Here is a 17,368-nt window from a genome sequence, read left to right as displayed (position 1 = left end):
ACGATTGGATATTGATATTCAACGAGGCAAGCTGTCAAGCTTCCCGGCGCCGCCGCTAATTTGACAGCCAGCACACATTGAAATAACTGATATTGTAATGCAATAATGGATTTGCCGATGCCCGATATCGAACTGGAGCGCCATGGCGCGGTTGCCATCGTCGCCATCAACCGCCCGGCCAAGCGAAATGCGCTGAACGGCGCCGCCTGGAAGGAACTCGGGGACAGCTTCGTGAGCCTGCGCCAGGACGAGACCGTGCGCGCGATCGTACTGACAGGGCGCGGCGGTGCATTCTGTGCCGGTGACGACATCGGCGCCTTCGCGGCACTGCGTGACGACCCGGCCGGTCGGCGGATCTATTGGGACGCGATCATGGCCGCCTACGCGGCGGTGTCCGCCTCACGGGTCCCGGTCGTGGCTGCGGTGAGCGGCCCCTGCGTCGGCGGCGGCTGCACGCTGGCTTTGCGCTGCGACTTCCGGATCGCCGACGCCACGGCGCGCTTTGGTGTGCCCCCAGCCAAGCTGGGGCTGGTCTATCCGGCCGACAGCACGCAACTGCTGGTCGCGACCGCCGGTGCGGCCATGGCGAGACGCATGCTTTATACCGGCGAACTCATCGATGCGCAGGTGGCGCTATCCTGCGGGCTGGCGAGCGAACTGGTCGCTTCCGATCCCGTCGCGGCCGCGCTGCGTTTCGTCGAGCCGATGATTGGGAGCGCGCCGCTGTCGATCCTCGCCTCCAAGATCGCCTGCGATGCCGCGGTTGCCGGCCGCATCGCCGCCGTCGCCGCCGAGCTCGCCGCGCTATCGGACAAGGCCGACCGCAGCGAGGATTATCGTGAGGGCGCTCGTGCCTTTGCGGAAAAGCGCAAGCCAGCCTTCATGGGTCGCTGAAGCGCAGCGGAGCGACGATGGCCAACCTAGTCGACGTGCCCGACGACGCCAATGTCTATGCGGCGCTGACCCATTGCGTGCAGGACCCCGCCCGCGTCTTCATCGAGACCGAGACGGGCCGCACCGTCACCTTCGGTGCCATTGCCGGCGTGACGGCGCGTTATGCCGCGTTGCTCGCCAGGCAGGGCGTATCACGCGGCGGCATCGTCGCTGGCATTCTGGAGAAATCGCCAGAGGCGATCATGCTCTATCTGGCGGCCTGTCGCCTGGGCGCCGTCTATCTGCCTGTTCATATCGGGCTGACCCCCGGCGAGATCGCCCATATCCTCGGCGATGCGGAGCCCGCGGCGGTGGTCTGCGATCCAGCGCGGGAGCGCGCGGTTCGCGCCACGGGCCATCCGTGCGTCCTGACGCTGGCCCGCGACGGCACAGGCACGTTCAGCAGCGAAAGCGCAGGGCTCCAGGGGCTCGGCGATCTCGCCGTGATGGCACCTTCCGAGCCCAATGCGATGGTCTACACCTCGGGCACGACAGGGAAACCAAAAGGCGCGCTGCTTTCCTGCGGTGCCGTGATCTGGAACGCGCGGGCGCTGGCACGGGCCTGGCAGATTACGCCGGCCGACACGCTGCTGCACGCCAACCCGATGGCCTATGGGCTGTTCGGCACGACGACGCCCGCTTTGGCTGGTGGCGCGGCGATGATCCTGCTGCCGAAATTCGAGGCCGACGTAGTCCTTGCGCAGCTGCCGCGCGCGACGATGTTCTCCGGTGTGCCGACTTATTACAGCCGCCTACTGGCCGATCCGCGCTTCGACGCGCGGCTCTGCGCCGATATGCGTCTCTTCGTCACCGGATCGGCGCCGATGCGTGCCGACGCTTTCGCCGCCTTCGCGCAACGCAGCGGCCATGTGCTGCTCGACCGTTATGGTCTGACCGAAGCCCTGATCGTAAGCTCCAATACCGTCTCCGATGGACGCCGGCCCGACACCTCCGGACTCGCCTTGCCGGGTTCGCGGCTCAGGGTCGTCGACGAACAGGGGCAGGAGGTCGCGCCGGGCGAGGTCGGCAAGATCGAGCTGCTGCAACCCTATCCGTTCCTGGGCTATTGGCGCGATGAGGCGAAGACGAAGGCGGCGTTCCGCGGCGGATGGTTCGTCACTGGCGATTTTGGGCGCCTCGACGCGAACGGCTATCTCAGCGTGCTCGGGCGCGGCGCCGATTTGATCATCACAGGCGGCCTCAACGTCTATCCAAAGGAAGTCGAGACCGCCGTTAATGCACTCGACGGCGTCTTCGAGACGGCTGTGATCGGCGTGCCACATCGCGACTTCGGCGAGGCGGTGGTCGCGGTCGTGCAATTGCGTGAGGGAGCCGCCTTCGACGCGCAGGACGCGGTTGCAAGGCTCAAGCGCGAACTGGCCGGATACAAGGTCCCCAAACGCATCGAGATCGTGCCTGAAATGCCGCGCAACACCTTGGGCAAGATCCAGAAGAACTTGCTGAAACAGCGTTTCTCCGATGGTTTTGCGGGTTAGGCGGCGGGTTTCGGCCCGCTTTCAAAGATGCTAACCCCGCATGAGCCGGGTTTGAACGCGAGACGTGAATGACAGCGCCTATGACCGCGAGTCCCTCTGCGATCCTGGATGCCACGAATTCCGCCCGCCCAAGAACGGCTGGTGGGGAGGAGATCGACGAGCGCCTCTTCGTCGCCTCGGTCGCGAAGGCGATGCGCGTGCTGGAGACCTTCGACAAGGACGCCGCCAGCCTGAGCCTCTCTGACATCGCCGTTCGCACAGGGTTGGGCCGCAGCGCGGCGCAACGCTTCATCTACACGTTGGAACGGCTCGGCTATCTGGACCGCGATGAGCCGTCGAAGCGCTACATGCTGTCGAAGAAGGTCTACCGCTTCACCCAGCATGCGCTCTCGGCGAATGCTGGGCTGGAAGCCGCCTATCCGTTCATGCGTCTGCTGAACGAGCGCACGCGCGAGACGATCTCCTGGGTCGAGGTCGACAGCGCCGAGATCGTCATCATCGCCACCGTGCCGAGCACGCTGATTTCCTCGGTTAACCTCCCGGTCGGCACCCGCTTCCCGGCGCTGTCCTCCTCATCCGGGCAGGTGCTGCTAGGCTATTCGGCCCCCGCGCATGTCGAAAAGATCTGGTCGATCTCCGATCCATCGGTGGCCAAGCGCACCGGGGTCAGCAAGTCCGGCGAGATGCTGCGCATTCTGGAAGAGGTCCGGACCGTCGGCTTCGCTGTGACCGAGAAGAACATGGCGCAAGGCAGCATTTCGGTCTCGGCGCCGGTGCATGATCGGGCCGGGCGCGCGCTGGGTGCGATCAACCTGTCGAGCCTGACCATGCGCTACGACCGTGACGCCGCCATCGAGCAGCTCGCTCCGCTGGTCATCGAAGCCGCGCGCCAGGCTTCGGCCGCCCTGATCTCCTGATCTGCGGACCGGTTCGCGGCGCAGGCCGCATCTTAAACAAACTACGCCCGCCCAAGCGCGCGCCCGCGCCGTCTCCCCACTGGGCCGTCGCCCCGTATAGAGCCCCGCGGCTTGACAGCTCGTCGAAATTGTCTTCAAATATTTGATATTACATACCAATAAAAACTGGGGATCGCAATGACCGCTCACATCAAGCGCCGCATGCGCGGCGCCCTTCTCGCTTTCACCGCGCTTGGACTTGTGGCCGCGACCACGGCACAGGCCGAAAAGCTGACGATCGGCATCGGCGGCTCCGTCAATTCGCTAGACCCGCATTTCTACAGCACGACGCCCAACAACCTCGTGGCCTTCCACATCTTCGATCGCCTCGTGCATCGCTCCTTCGACGGCAAGCTGACGCCGGGTCTGGCGACCGAATGGCGCTCGGTCTCGCCGACCGTGTGGGAGTTCAAGCTGCGAGAGGGCGTGACCTGGCATGACGGAAAGCCCTTCAGCGCCGACGACGTGGCCTTCACCCTGAAGCGCGCGCTCAACGTGCCCAACAACCTCGGCGGCTTCGCCGGCATCTTGCGGCCGATCGCAAATGTCGAGATCGCCAGCCCGACGTTGCTGCGGATCACCACCGCGACCCCAACGCCCAATTTGCCGAGCGACCTCACCCGCATCGCCATCGTCTCGCGCCATATCGGCGAAAACGCCACGACGGCCGACTACAACAGCGGCAAGGCGTCGGTCGGCACCGGGCCTTTCAAACTGGTGAGCTATACGCCGGGCGAGCGCATCGAGCTCGTCCGCAACGATGCCTGGTGGGGCGATAAAAGCGATTGGGACACGGTGACGCTCCGGCTGATCGGCAATGTCGCGGTGCGCACCGCGGCTCTCCTCGCAGGCGATCTCGACGTCATCGACGCGCCTTCCGCCAGCGACCTGCCGCGTCTGGAAAGCTCACCCCAGGTCAAGGTGGCCTCGGTCGCCGGCCTACGCGTGAACTACGTCGTGCCGATGTTCAAGCCGGCCGCCGATGCGCCTGCAACCACAGACAAAAGCGGCGCGAAGATCGATCCATCGCCCCTGACAAAGCTGAAGGTGCGTGAGGCGCTCTCGATGGCGATCAATCGCACCGGCATTACCGATCGGGTCATGCTGGGCACAGCGACGCCCACCGGCCAGTGGCTTCCCGCCGGCGTGCTCGGCCACGACGCCAAGACCCCGGTTCCGGCCTATGATCCGCAGAAGGCCAAGCAGATCCTGACCGATGCCGGCTACCCCAACGGCTTCAAGCTGACCCTGTCGACCGCAAACGATCGCACGCCCTACAATGTCGAGGTTGCGCAGGCGATCGCCCAGATGTGGAGCCGCGTCGGCATCGAGACGAACATCGATGCGATGCCGTTCAGCGTCTATTCCTCGCGTGGCGCCAGGAATGAGTTCGCGGCCTATATGGGCGGCTGGGGCAATGCCTCGATGGAGGCGACGAGCCTGCTGCGCGACCTCGTCGGCACGAAAAGCCAAGAGACCGGTTGGGGCCTATATAATTGGGGCCTCTATAGCAACGCCAAGCTCGACGCGCTGACCACCGCGATCATCGGCGAGACCGACGAGGCCAAGCGCGAAGCGACGATCGTCGAGACGGTGAAGATCGTGGCCGCCGACCTGCCTATCCTGCCGCTCTATCACTTCAAGAACATCTGGGCGACGAAGAGCACTCTGCGATACGATCCGCGCGTCGACGAAATGACCTTCGCGCTCGACGTCCACAAGGCCAGGAAGTGAGGCGCGACGGCCGCTGCTGCTTCGGAACAGCATCATGAGCATCGTCGAGCAGCGATCCGTGGCGCTCCAGCGCCGCGCTACGGCCGAGATCGGGCGCCTGGCGGCGTTCACGGCCGGCACGGTCGGCGCCGCCGCTCTGCATCTGGAAAGCGGACTGCGTCTGTCGTGGCGCTCCGAAGAGCGCTTCCCGATGGCGAGCACCGTCAAGATGCCGCTGGCACTGGCCGTACTCGACGCGGTGGAGCGCGGCGCGCTGTCCTGGACGGAACTCTACGAGATCGGCGAGGCCGAGATGACTCCGCTCGGATCGATCGGCGAGGAGTTCCCGCATCCGGGAGTGGCCCTCTCGCTCGCGAATCTGCTGGAAACGACGATCATCCGCAGCGACAACACCGCGACCGACGTGCTCTTCCGCCTCGTCGGTGGCCCGACGCGGGTGCGCGCCTATCTCGACGGCATCGGACTCGGTGCGCTCGAGGTCGGCCGGACGATGCGCGAGGCGCTTTGCGTGATGCACGAGATCGACCTGCCTTCCGCCGAAATGTCGATGCGCAGTGCCCTGGCCGATCTGCCGCACGACAAGCTCGCCGCGCGCAGCCGTACCAGCACGAGCGAAGCCGATTATCGCCATGACGAGCGCGACCACGGTACGCCCGATGCAATGCTGGAATTGCTGCGACGGCTCTGGCTGCGCGAGGGCATCGCGGCTGACGGCGCGCAGCGATTGATCGCGATGATGTCACGAACCCGCACCTCGCCAACGCGAATCCGCGCGCGTCTGCCGCACGGCGTCCAGGTGCTGAACAAGACGGGAAGCGGCACGGGCACTGCCAACGATCTCGGCTATCTCGTCTTGCCTGACGACGCCGGCACCGTCGCACTCGTCATCTATATCAAGGGTTCGCCCATGCAGGTCGAGGAGCGCGACCGAGCCATCGCCGACATCTCGCGGCTGATCTGCGACTATTTCCTGCTCGTCGCGCCACGTGCCGGGGAGGTCCGAGGATGACACAAGCGCTTCATAGCGGCCTGCCGGGGCTGTTTCCGGGTGTGCGGAAGACCATGCCGCTGGCGGAGATCGAACCGCTTCTGCGCGAGATCATGGCGGCACAGCCTTTTCCGATGACGCTGGCAGTGGAGGATCTGCGCGACGGTAACCGGATCGGGATCGAGGCCGAACGGCAGGTGCCATCGGCCAGCACGCGCAAGATCGCCTTCATGATGGCAGCTTTCCGAGCGGTCCATGAGGGTCGGCTATCGCTTCACGAACCGGTCAAGGTGGAGGCCCGGCTTCAGGAAGGCGTTCCCTCCGGAACCTTCTACTACATGACGCCGGGACTGACCTTTCCGCTTCGTGACGCGATCCTGCAGATGATCGTGACCAGCGACAATATCTGCACGGCGATCGTCGGCGAGCGTCTGCCGGTCGAGGAGATCATGGCGTTTTGCCGCTCTGTCGGCATGGTCGGCACAGAAATCCGCTTTTCCGTGCCGCCGCGCGAGATGCCTCAGGACGTGTCCTTCGATTTCGTCGCTTCGACGACGGCGGCCGATCAAGTCGTCCTGCTGCGGCTTATCCTCGACGGCAGCACGGGCGACGAAGCTGCTCTCGGCAGGCTCGGATGCTCCGCCGAGCTCTGCCGCCTCGCGCTCGACTTCATGAGCTGGCAGGCCTACCGCACCATGATCCCGCTGTTGCTGCCGAATGGCGCGCGCGTTTGCCACAAAACCGGCACCGGGCGAAATGGCAAGATGGATGCGGGCATCGTCTATCGCGACGGGGCGCCGCTCTTCTCGATGGCGGCCTACGCCTACGACCTCGCACCCACCCTGCCCGACAGCATGCCCGGCTATGCCTCCGCGATGCTGGCGATCGGGCGCCTGTCGCGACAATGCTGGGACGCTTTGGCCTGAACCCTACGAGGCTAAAGCACACGGCCGGCTTCGATCCGTGATAAAACTCGCTGAAACTGGTGGACGGCACCTAGCTTCGGCTATCCAAGCCCCATCAGTGCATTCGCGCCCGGATATGGGCTGGAGCGATCATCCGTGAATTTGATATACTTTTCAGCGTTCAGAGCCGTCATGCTGACAGGCACCGTGAGCGCTGCCGCGGAGCTGCTGGGGCGGAGCCAGCCTGCCGTCAGCCGGCTGCTGGACAAGCTCGAGGCCGAACTCGGCGTCAGCCTGTTCGAGCGTCGCCGCGGGCTTGTCACGCCGACATCCGTCGCGCGCCTGCTGCTCGACGAGATCGAGCGCGCCTATGTTTCCCTCGATTCCCTGAGGAGTTTTGCGGCCCGCGTGGCGGAGGGTGAAAGCAGCCGTATCGACGCCGCCGTCATGCCGGCCATGGGCCTCTGTTTCGTGCCCCAGCTTCTGGCAAAATTCCAAGAAGGCTGGCCGAAGACGAAGGTGCTGCTGCATGTCACGGTGTCGGCGCGCGTCGAGGAGTGGGCCGCTTCGCAGCAGATCGACTTCGGCCTGGCGGAGACCCCTTTCAGACGCTCGGGCTTCCGCATCGAGCCATTCAGCGAAACCCCTTATGTCGCTGCGGTTCCGGCCGGTCATCCGCTTGCGGACAAGGCGTGGATCGAGCCCGCCGACCTCAAAGCGGTGCCATTCATCTCCTGGGCTTCTGTGACATCGGGCGGGCAACTGGTCGCCCAGGCCTTTCGCTCCTCGGGCGTGGCCTATGAGCCCGCTTACGAAACGACCGTTTCCCTAACCGTGCACCAGCTCGTGAAACGCGGTGTCGGCATCGGCCTCATCGATCCTTACACCGCCGTGTTCGAAGCCGACGAGCGGGTGCGCATCATTCCCTTTACACCGACGATCCCCTTCAACGTGGCGCTGCTGCGCCCGGAGGCACGACCTCCAAGCCGGGCGGTCGACGACCTGCTCGACATGATGGCGAGCGAGCGTGACGCCGCGTTGCGGCAACTGCCTTGAGCCCTTTCGCTTCCTGACTTAGCCGCGTTGCGGCCTGACCCCCGTCCCGGCAGGCCGGATGCGACGAACGCCGGCTCACGATGATCGCAGCAGAATCCGCCGCTCTGCTTCGCGGTCACGTCGAGACCTGCGATCCGGTATAGGAATCTCGCATAACGGTCGCCGAAAATTCTATTTGGAGTATTTCGAAGTCGACGCTTAACTCTGCCATCGATCTCTCGCGGAGCGGCATTCCTGGAGATGGCCAAGGCAACCGAAAGCGCGAACGCCTTCGACGTCGTCATCATCGGCGGGGGCATCAACGGGACGAGCGCGGCCCGCGCACTGACGTCTGCCGGATACACCGTGTTGCTGGCGGAAAAGGCCGACCTTGCCGGCGGTGCGTCCAGCCGCTCCTCCCGGATCCTGCATTGCGGGCTGCGGTATTTCGAGACCCGGCACCCGGTCAGGACGTTCGCCCGCTCGCCGCAGCGATTGCTCGGCGCGATGAAGATGGCCAAGGCGGCGATGGAGTCACGCGAGGAACTGGTCCGTCTCAGGCCGGATCTCTGCCGGCCGTTCACGATGTGCTTTCCCCTCTATCGGCGCGACGACATCCGAAGCTGGCATCTCGACCTTGGCTTCGCGCTTCTGAAACGCCTCGGGCCCTCCGCCCTGCCGCTCGACTATCGGCGGGTCCGGCACGAACGTGTATCGGAGATCCCCTTCGTCGCTGACCTGCGCGATCGAGAGCAGCTCACATCCGTCGCGACCTATTGCGAATACATGATCGACTGGCCGGACCGTATCTGCGTCGACAACGCGCTCGCGGCGGAGCGCAACGGCGCGACCCTGCGGCTGTTCACCCAAGCCGCGCTGCGAGAACGCGCTACCGACGGGGGCTGGCTCGTCGACCTCTCGGAACGCTCGGGACGGACCGAGACGATCCAGGCCAGGATGGTCCTGAACCTCGCCGGCACCTGGATTGACGATATCCGCCCAGACGGAGCGCCGACCGACCGGCCTTTGGTGCGCGGAACCAAGGGCTCGCACATCGTCGTAAAGCTGCCCGAGCGCTACCGGGGCTTCGGCATCGCGACGCTGCATCGCGGCGGCATGCCGTTCTATTGCTTGCCTATCGAGGGGGACTGGTTCTTCTTCGGGCCCACCGAGACACCCTTCGACGAGGATGCGGATCGGGCTCGGCCAACGGCCGATGACATCGATTTTCTTCTGTCGGAGGCCAATCATCTTCTTCCCGGCCTGTCTCTGGCGAGAAAGGATGTCGGGTTCAGCTGGGCCGGCGTGCGCCCGCTGACATTCGATGCCGCCCTACCCATGGGCCGTCGGACGCGCGAAATCCACGACCTTGCCGACAGGGGGATGCCGGGCGTACTCGCGATGACGGCAGGCCCGGTGCAGAGCCATCCGAGCGCCGCGCGCGATCTTGTCGCGGCCATATCCAGCCGGCTGCAGCCATCGCGATCGGCCGCAGTGGACACCGGTCCTGTCAAGGATCGGGCCATGGTGAACGGCGGTCTGGACGATGTCGCCGCCTACAGGCAGGCCGTGCGCGACGAGCACGCACGCGATCTGCCCGGAATCCTCTACACGCGCACCGGCCGTGCCTGGGGCCGGCATGTGGAGCCCGAGTTCGTCGCCGATGCCGCCCGCTCCGTGTCCGACCTCCTGGGCTGGAATGCCTCACGCGCGGCTGCCGAGGTCGAGGCCTTCCTGAAGCATCAGGACAATCATTTTCCAAAGGGAAAATCGGCCTGAATACGGTCGGCAAGAAGCAAAAAAGGGGAACACCATGTCATCGCCACGCCTGTCTAAATACCTCGGAGCCGTCCTGGGACTGGCTGTGGCCCTCGCGGCGACAACGCCGACGCGGGCGGCGGAAGGGCGGCTCAAGGAGGTTCTCGATCGCGGAACCGTCAGGGTCGGTGTTCAGGGAGCCTTCAAGCCGTGGTCTTACCCGGCTCCGGACGGAACGCTGCAGGGCATCGAAGTCGACCTCGGCAAGAGCGTCGCCGACGCGCTCGGCGTCAAATTCGAGCCTGTCGTGATCACCTCCGCCAATCGCATGCAAATGCTGCAGCAGGGCAAGATCGATCTGATTCTCGGCGGCATGTACGACACCGCCGAACGGCGTAAGATCGTCGGCGTCATCGAGCCCGCCTACTGGACGTCCGGCCCGAGCATGCTCGCCAAGAAGGGCGTCATAAAGGACTGGAAGGACATCGCGAACAAGCCTGTCTGCGGCAAGCAGGGCAACGCCTACAACAAGCAGATCGAGACCGATCTGAAGGCCAGGCTCACGGCATTCGCAGGGAATACCGAGGGCAAGGAAGCGCTGCGGACCGGGAAATGCATCGCCTGGATCTATGACGACGTCAGCATCATGGCCGATCTCGAAGCGCCCGAATGGCAGGATTACGAGATGCCGGTCTCGGCGCTCTATAACAATCCCTGGGCGGCGGCGGTGCCGATCGAGGAATTGAACAAGGGTTGGGGCTCCTTCGTCACCGGCATGGCCTATCGCTGGCAGAGCGAGGGCAAGCTGATCGAGCTGGCCAAAAAATGGAATGTGAAGCCCGGCGACTGGTTCACCGAACAGCAGCAGAAGCTGCGTTGGGATACGACCTATCTCAACCCGAAGAACTGAACGATGCCTGTTCAGACCCGTTCCGTGGGTAATCGCCTCTCATGCTAGATTTCATCGGACCGTATTTCCGGAGGCTTTACGAGACGACGGGGCTGAACTTCAACGTGTTCTACGACCGGTATGAGTTCGATCGCTTCGTCACCGGCGCGGGCAACTCGCTCCAGCTTATCTTCTGGACGTTGTTGCTATCGCTGGTGATCGGCGTTCTGGGCGCCTGGGCTCAGAACGCCAGAAGCCGCTTCGTGCGGGTTGCGATGGACGCCTACATCCAGGCGTTCCGCAATACGCCGCCGATGATCCAGCTTCTGTTCTTCTTTTTCGGCCTTGGAACGCTCGTGCCCGCCGTCGACATGGGCGGATACTCCCAGCCCATCGTCTCGGCCTATGGCTGGGCGATCCTCTCGCTCGGCGTCTTCGGGGGCGCGTTCAACGTCGAGATTTTTCGCTCGGGACTGGAAGCCGTGCCCGAATCCACGCTAGAGGCCGCCGAAAGCCTCTGTTTCTCGCGCTGGCAGACCTATCTCCATATCACCTTGCCGCTCTCGTTCCGGATCAGCCTGCCGGCTCTGACGAACAATCTGGTCAGTCTGGCCAAGACCACATCGCTGGCCTACGTCATCGCCGTACCGGAGATGACCTACGTCCTGAACCAGGTTTGGTCGGACAACGTCAACGTCCCCGAGATGATGCTCCTGCTGTTCCTGTTCTACATCATCGTGGTGACGGTGCTGGCGGGAGTGCTGCATTTCATCGAGCGCCGGGCCGCCCTGCCAGGATATGGCCAATGACGGGGCGCGCTTTCGTCATCGACAAGGACCGCCTGTCACCGTCGCGGCCGCTGGCCATGCTGAGTTGGCGGTACGGCGTCTGCCTGCTCGCCGCCTTCACGGCCTCACTCGCGTCCGCCTGGGCCCAGTCCGCCCCGCCGGGGCGTGCGTCCGCCATCGAGACCCTGGGGATCTGGCTTGCCTTCATTCTGCGGGGGTTCGCGCTGAATCTGGCGATGAGCTTCGTCGCGATGGCGCTGGCCACGCTTCTCGGTTTCGCCTTGGGACTGATGCAGATCAGCGTTCTTGCGACGGTGCGCACGCCGTCGCGTTTCGTCACACATCTGTTGCGCAATTCGCCCTGGCTCGTGATCCTTTTCGCGATCATGTACCTGTTGCCGAACGAGCTTCGGCTGCCCGGCGGGGCCAGGTTGCCGCTGCCGGACTGGATCAAGGCCGTGGTCGCCTTCGCCCTGCCCGTGATGGGGAACATCAGCGAGATCGTCCGCGGCGCGGTGCATTCCATTCCTACCGGGCAGTGGGAATCGGCAGAGGGACTGGGTTTCACCCGCTCGCAGACGCTGCGCTGGGTCATCCTGCCGCAATGCGTCCGTCGTGCCATTCCGCCGTGGATGAATTGGTACGCGCTTCTCACGCTGTCGACGCCGATGGCTTCGATCTTCAGCGTGCACGAGGCGGTGGCGAACGCGCAGGCGGGCATGGAGGCGGCGGGCGCCCGGCCGGATCTGCTCTTCCCGTTCTACCTGTTCCTGTTGTGCCTCTTTTTTGCGTACATTTATCCGATCGCGCTCCTGACACGGAGACTGGAGCGTCGCTATGTCGCCTGAAACCAATCCTGCCGCTGATCCCCGGACGCAGCTCCGGGAGCCGATCGTCTCATTGAAGGACGTCCACAAATCCTTCGGCGCTTTGAAGGTCATCAAGGGGATCAGCCTCGATATCGGCAAGGGCGAGGTCGTCTGCATCATCGGCCCGTCCGGCTCGGGTAAATCGACCCTGATCCGCTGCATCAACGGCTTGAGCCCGATCCAGCATGGCTCGATCACGGTCGGTGGACGCGAGGTGAACGATCCCCGGCTGGACAAGCTGGCCCTGCGCCGGAAGGTCGGCATCGTCTTCCAGCAGTACAACCTCTTCCCGCACAAGACCGCGCTCGAAAATGTCATGATGGCGCCGCTCAAGGTTCTGCGGGAGCCGAAGGCCGAGGTCGGGCGGCGCGCCCGCGCGCTGATCGCGAAAGTGCGGCTGACCGGCAAGGAGGATGCCTATCCGGGGCAGTTGTCGGGCGGCCAGCAGCAGCGTGTCGCGATCGCGCGCAGTCTCGCGATGCGTCCTGACGTGATGCTCTTCGACGAGGTCACCGCCGCGCTGGACCCCGAGACGGTCAAGGAAGTGCTGGCGACGATCAAGGAACTCGCAGCCGATGGCATGACCTGCATTCTCGTCACGCACGAGATGGGCTTCGCGCGCGAAGTCGCCGACCACATCTATTTCACCGACAATGGCGTGATCGTCGAGCACGGTCCGCCGCAGGAGTTCTTCACCAGCGCCAAGGATCCGCGGACAAGGCAGTTCCTGAGCCAAGTCCTCTAACGACCCGACCGCGCGATAAGAGCGCGAAACCACTCACCATCACCGACAGCAACCGCCCGAACCTCCGTTCGGGCGAACGATAGAACTCGACCCCTTCCCGGAGGCAGACATGTATCGGCCCGACCCAGCGATCGTCGCAAAAGACCCCCTGTTGCAGCCGCTGACGATCAAGCGCCTCACCATTCGCAACCGGATCATGAGCACCAGCCACGCCTGCGGGCTGGAGCGGAACGGAATGCCGGACGACGCCTATCAAAGCTATCACGAGGCCAAAGCCAAAGGTGGCATCGGCCTGTCGATGTTCGGCGGCTCGTCCAATGTCGATATCGATTCACCCAATATCTTCCGCCAGCTCAATGTCGGCACCGACGAGATCATCCCTCATCTTCAGAGGTTTGCGGAAAGGATGCATCGGCAGGGCGCGGCCCTGATGTGTCAGATCTCGCATCTCGGGCGTCGCGGCGATCCCTATGGCGGCGACCGGCTGCCGACGATCGGCCCCTCCCCCATCCGCGAGACCGCTCATCGCAGCATTCCCAAGGAAATGGACGAGTACGATATCGACCGTGTGGTGAAGGCTTTCGCCGCGGCGGCGGCGCGCTGCAAGGAGGGCGGGCTCGATGGCATCGAGACGATGGCAGGCGGCCATCTGATCGGCCAGTTCCTCTCGCCCGACACCAACCGGAGAACCGACCGCTTCGGCGGTTCGCTGGAAAACCGCTGCCGCTTCGCCCTGATGGTGCATGAGGCGATCCGAAAGGCGGTCGGTGACGATTTCATCGTCGGGATGCGGTTCACCATCGACGACGGTCCCGACAGCGCCCTGCGGCTCGATGAGGGAATCCGCATCGCCCATATCCTGAAGGATGCCGGCGCTGTCGACGTCTTCAATGCGATCTACGGCACGATGGAAAACGTGCCGGCCCTGGCCAAGTACAATATGCCGGGTATGGGGACCCCGCTTGCCCCCTGGGTCGAACCCGTCGGCGTCTTCCGGCATGAGATCGGCCTGCCCGTCTTCCATGCCGCGCGGATCGCAGACCTGGCATCAGCGCGCTACGCCGTGCGCGATGGCAAGGTCGATATGGCGGGCATGACACGGGCCCAGATCGCAGACCCTTACATCGTCGCCAAGCTCGCGAGCGGGCGGGCGGACGAGATCAGGCCATGCGTCGGCGCGACCCATTGCCAGTCGCAGCACCGCCCGTCCTGCCTGCACAATCCTGTCACGGGCCGGGAACTCACGCTGAAGCACGAGATTCCGAAGACTACGGGCCCGGTGCGCAAGGTCGTGGTGATCGGCGGCGGTCCGGCCGGCCTCGAAGCCGCGCGGGTCAGCGCGGAGCGTGGGCACGTCGTCTCGCTCTACGAGGCAGCCGCCGCATTCGGCGGGCAGGTTCTGGTCGGCGCGACCGGCTCCTGGCGGCGCGACCTCAAGGGCATCGTCGAGTGGCGCATTTCGGAACTTGAACGGCTAGGCGTCGGCCTTCATGCCAACGCCTATATGGAAGAGGACGATATCTGCGGGTTGGCGGCCGATGTCGTCATCATGGCGACGGGCGGGCTGCCTATGGTCGACATTGGCGACGGAGCGGAGCTCTGCACCAATAGCTGGGATGTGCTGAACGGCCAGGTCGCTCTCTCGGGCGATGCCCTGATTTTCGACGGCACGGGGCGGCATCCCGGCCCTTTGGTAGCGGAACGGGCGGCTGAGGCCGGCGTAGGGATTACCTACGCCTCTATCGACGCGATGTTGGGCGAGGAGCTGACCTACGCCGAGCGCGTCCGCTGGAAGCAGATTTTCCTCAAATACGGCATTCGGCCGATCGGGGAAACGCGGCTTTTGTCGGTCGAGCGAAGCGACAACCGGCTGCTCGCGAGGCTCGTCAGCGACCTGTCGCGCGAGGTCACGACCGTCATGGTGGACCATGTCGTGGTCGAGCAGGGCTCCTTGCCGATGGCGGAGGTCTATGAAGGCCTGCGGGCACGATCGAGCAATGCTGGCGTGACCGACCTCGGGGCGATGGTGAGGGCCACGCCGCAGCCGCGCGGCGGGACCGAGGGTTTCGAGCTGCACCGCATCGGCGACGCCGTCGCCAGCCGGAACATCCATTCGGCGATGCTGGATGCCCTGCGGATCTGCAGCGCGCTATGAAATCCCAGCCCCGCCCGTCACCGGCCAATCCGGTCCAGGAGCTGATACCAGCCCGCCACCGTGCGCACGGCCGGCTCGCGCAGAAAATAGAACGGGATCGGCTCAGGCTTGTCGCGCCGCATCAAAGCGAGATCGACCGGCTCGCCCAGCAGCAGGTCGAGAACGCGTCGGCCCAGATAGCTCGCCATCGCGATGCCAGCGCCGTTGTAGCCAAGCGCGAATGCGGTCCGGTCATCGGACAGGCCGATCTGAGGCAGGCTGTCCATCGTCATGGCGACGAGGCCGGACCAGCGATGCGTGAACGCGGCATCGGCAAGTTGCGGGAAGATTTCCTTCACCGCTGCTTCGAGAGATGCGAAGGCAGCGGCGGAGTCGCTTTTGCCGAAGGCGCCGCGGCCGCCGAAGAGCATCCTGTCGTCGATGCGGCGAAACCAGCGCATCATACGCCGCGTCTCGCTGTAGCTTCGCCCGCTACGCATCAGCGTGGCGAATGTCTCGACCGGAAGCGGCTCGGTCGCGACCATTGCGCTCCTGAACGGGATGACGGCCCTGCGGACCCCTGCCGTCGCCGGAGACAGGTCGGAATAGCCGTTGGTAGCAATGACCAGGCGCTTCGCGTGAACCACGCCATGCGCCGTGACGACGTCGATCCCGCCGGCCTTGGTCTCGACACGCTCCGCCAGCGAGCCCTCATAGATCTTGCCGCCCCCCTCGCGGACAGCACGCGCGAGTCCGCGCGCGTAGTTCAGCGGGTGAAGGACGCCGGCATGGCTGTTAAGGACCGCGCCGACGAACGCGCCGCTGCCGGTTTCGTGCTGCGTCTCGTTGGAACCGAGGATCCGAAGGCTGGTGTCGCCGAAGGTCTCGATCGCGATCTTGGCCTCGGCGGAGAGCCCTGCCAGGGCATTCGCGTTGTGCGCGCAGCGCAAATTGCCGCTGATCGCGAGCCTGGCCGCACCGATGTCATACCTCTCGACATTGCGTTCGACGCAGTCCATCGCGTCATGCGCGATCCGGTTCATGCGTTTTGCAACATCCACGCCGTGACGTTTCGCCATGTCGCTTAGCGAGACGCGATATTTGGTCGAGACCACGCCGCCATTGCGGCCCGAAGCGCCGAAGCCGATGTCGCCCGCCTCGATCACAACGGGGGCGAGGCCCCTCTCGATGGCGCGCAGAGCGGCTGAAAGCCCGGTATATCCAGCCCCGATGATCGCCACATCGGCGGAAACGGCCTCCGCGAGCGGATTTCGCGCGGGGGCTTCGGTTGCGGTTTCCCGCCAGAGCGAGAGCGGGGGCGTCATGTCGGGCATGGGCGTCGCTTCGAAGTCCGCCTCAGCCGCGCTCGACCGAATCGGCCAGTTCGCCAAGGGTCGCAAAGTGGAAGTCCGGCGTGGTGACGAGCTTCGGAACGGGGGTTCCGCCGAAGCCCTTCAGACCCTTGCGACGTTCGATCCAGCAGACTTTGTATCCGAGTTCCCGCGCAGCGCCGATGTCGTGATACTGGCTCTGGGCGACGTGCAGGATTTCGTCCTGCTTGAAGCCGTGCGCGGACTGCCGGCCGAGATTGTAGAAGAAGAAGCGCGGATCAGGCTTCGCGACGCCGACCTCGTCGAGCGTGACGCTGTCGTGGAACGGCAAGCCCAGCTTGTTGGCGCAATTGGTGAAGGCGACACGGTCGTAATTTGTCATCGCCACCAGGCGGAACTTGCGCCGGAGCCGCTTGAGGGCCTCGGCGGAGTCCGGAAAGGCGGGCGCGTTGAAGAACATCCGGAAATAGCAGTCGCCGGCCGCACCATCGGCGGGCAGGCCCAGCGTCTTGGCGGCAGCAAGGTAGACATCCCGCATCACGGCGCTGGCCGGGCCGGAGAACTGCTCGCGGGCGGAGAGATAGGCGGCGAAGATCTCGTCCTCGCTCAGTTTTGCCGCTGCCTCGCCGCCGGCCGCGCGAAACCCGTCGAGGATTCCTTTCTCGAAATCGATGCAGGTTCCGACGATGTCGAAGGTCAACACCTTGAAGTCAGCGAACGACATGTCTTGCGCCTTTGCCTCTTTGTTGCCGAGCGCGCCATCGCACCGGCACCGCCTGAAGATTTCGGCCAACCGGCTGCGTTCGG

General features: G+C 64.6%; 15 protein-coding genes. 13 read left to right on the top strand and 2 right to left on the bottom strand.

Going from position 1 to position 17,368, the window contains the following annotated elements:
• The first annotated feature begins 117 nt into the window (after positions 1-117).
• The 13 genes from AC1DR6_RS10235 (at position 118) to AC1DR6_RS10175 (ending at position 15,251) form a co-directional block, all read left to right on the top strand.
• Entirely contained in the window at positions 118-894 is a 777-nt protein-coding gene (locus tag AC1DR6_RS10235; protein ID WP_476829116.1) for an enoyl-CoA hydratase/isomerase family protein, read from the top strand.
• A gap of 17 nt (positions 895-911) precedes the next feature.
• Positions 912-2,429, top strand: a complete 1,518-nt coding sequence (locus AC1DR6_RS10230) for an AMP-binding protein (protein WP_476829115.1) — start codon at positions 912-914, stop codon at positions 2,427-2,429.
• A gap of 68 nt (positions 2,430-2,497) precedes the next feature.
• Positions 2,498-3,346, top strand: coding sequence for an IclR family transcriptional regulator (locus AC1DR6_RS10225; protein WP_476829114.1), 849 nt, complete (start codon positions 2,498-2,500; stop codon positions 3,344-3,346).
• A 177-nt stretch (positions 3,347-3,523) separates the two neighbouring features.
• A complete protein-coding gene (locus AC1DR6_RS10220; protein ID WP_476829113.1) occupies positions 3,524-5,119 on the top strand; it encodes an ABC transporter substrate-binding protein in 1,596 nt (531 codons plus the stop codon).
• A 34-nt stretch (positions 5,120-5,153) separates the two neighbouring features.
• On the top strand, positions 5,154-6,128 hold the full coding sequence (locus AC1DR6_RS10215; protein ID WP_476829112.1) for a serine hydrolase: 975 nt from the start codon (positions 5,154-5,156) through the stop codon (positions 6,126-6,128).
• 53 nt (positions 6,129-6,181) lie between these two features.
• A complete protein-coding gene (locus AC1DR6_RS10210; RefSeq protein WP_476829373.1) occupies positions 6,182-7,033 on the top strand; it encodes a serine hydrolase in 852 nt (283 codons plus the stop codon).
• Between the two features lie 135 nt (positions 7,034-7,168).
• The gene (locus tag AC1DR6_RS10205) at positions 7,169-8,068 is read left to right on the top strand and encodes a LysR substrate-binding domain-containing protein (RefSeq protein WP_476829111.1); all 900 of its coding nucleotides are present in this window, start codon (positions 7,169-7,171) and stop codon (positions 8,066-8,068) included.
• Between the two features lie 240 nt (positions 8,069-8,308).
• Entirely contained in the window at positions 8,309-9,826 is a 1,518-nt protein-coding gene (locus AC1DR6_RS10200; RefSeq protein ID WP_476829110.1) for an FAD-dependent oxidoreductase, read from the top strand.
• A 34-nt stretch (positions 9,827-9,860) separates the two neighbouring features.
• On the top strand, positions 9,861-10,715 hold the full coding sequence (locus tag AC1DR6_RS10195) for a transporter substrate-binding domain-containing protein (RefSeq protein WP_476829109.1): 855 nt from the start codon (positions 9,861-9,863) through the stop codon (positions 10,713-10,715).
• Positions 10,716-10,756: 41 nt separating this feature from the next.
• The gene (locus AC1DR6_RS10190; protein WP_476829108.1) at positions 10,757-11,503 is read left to right on the top strand and encodes an amino acid ABC transporter permease; all 747 of its coding nucleotides are present in this window, start codon (positions 10,757-10,759) and stop codon (positions 11,501-11,503) included.
• Positions 11,500-12,330 (top strand): amino acid ABC transporter permease, encoded by an 831-nt coding sequence (locus AC1DR6_RS10185; RefSeq protein ID WP_476829107.1) that lies wholly within the window; start codon positions 11,500-11,502, stop codon positions 12,328-12,330. The genes AC1DR6_RS10190 and AC1DR6_RS10185 overlap by 4 nt, the downstream gene beginning before the upstream one ends.
• A complete protein-coding gene (locus AC1DR6_RS10180) occupies positions 12,320-13,096 on the top strand; it encodes an amino acid ABC transporter ATP-binding protein (RefSeq protein WP_476829106.1) in 777 nt (258 codons plus the stop codon). Before AC1DR6_RS10185 ends, AC1DR6_RS10180 begins: the two co-directional genes overlap by 11 nt.
• 109 nt (positions 13,097-13,205) lie before the next feature.
• The gene (locus AC1DR6_RS10175) at positions 13,206-15,251 is read left to right on the top strand and encodes an oxidoreductase (RefSeq protein WP_476829105.1); all 2,046 of its coding nucleotides are present in this window, start codon (positions 13,206-13,208) and stop codon (positions 15,249-15,251) included.
• Between the two features lie 17 nt (positions 15,252-15,268).
• On the opposite strand, the gene AC1DR6_RS10170 is transcribed toward AC1DR6_RS10175, so the two are convergent.
• Positions 15,269-16,564 carry an NAD(P)/FAD-dependent oxidoreductase gene (locus AC1DR6_RS10170; RefSeq protein WP_476829104.1) on the bottom strand — a complete coding sequence of 432 codons (1,296 nt, stop codon included), beginning with the start codon at positions 16,562-16,564 and terminating at the stop codon, positions 15,269-15,271.
• Positions 16,565-16,586: 22 nt separating this feature from the next.
• A complete protein-coding gene (locus AC1DR6_RS10165) occupies positions 16,587-17,285 on the bottom strand; it encodes an HAD-IA family hydrolase (RefSeq protein WP_476829103.1) in 699 nt (232 codons plus the stop codon).
• Positions 17,286-17,368: the final 83 nt, after the last annotated feature.

The sequence above is a fragment of the Allobosea sp. P5_A5 genome (assembly GCF_056400625.1).
Note: the sequence above shows the minus strand (reverse complement) of the source record. Positions and strands in the feature narration are given on the sequence as shown.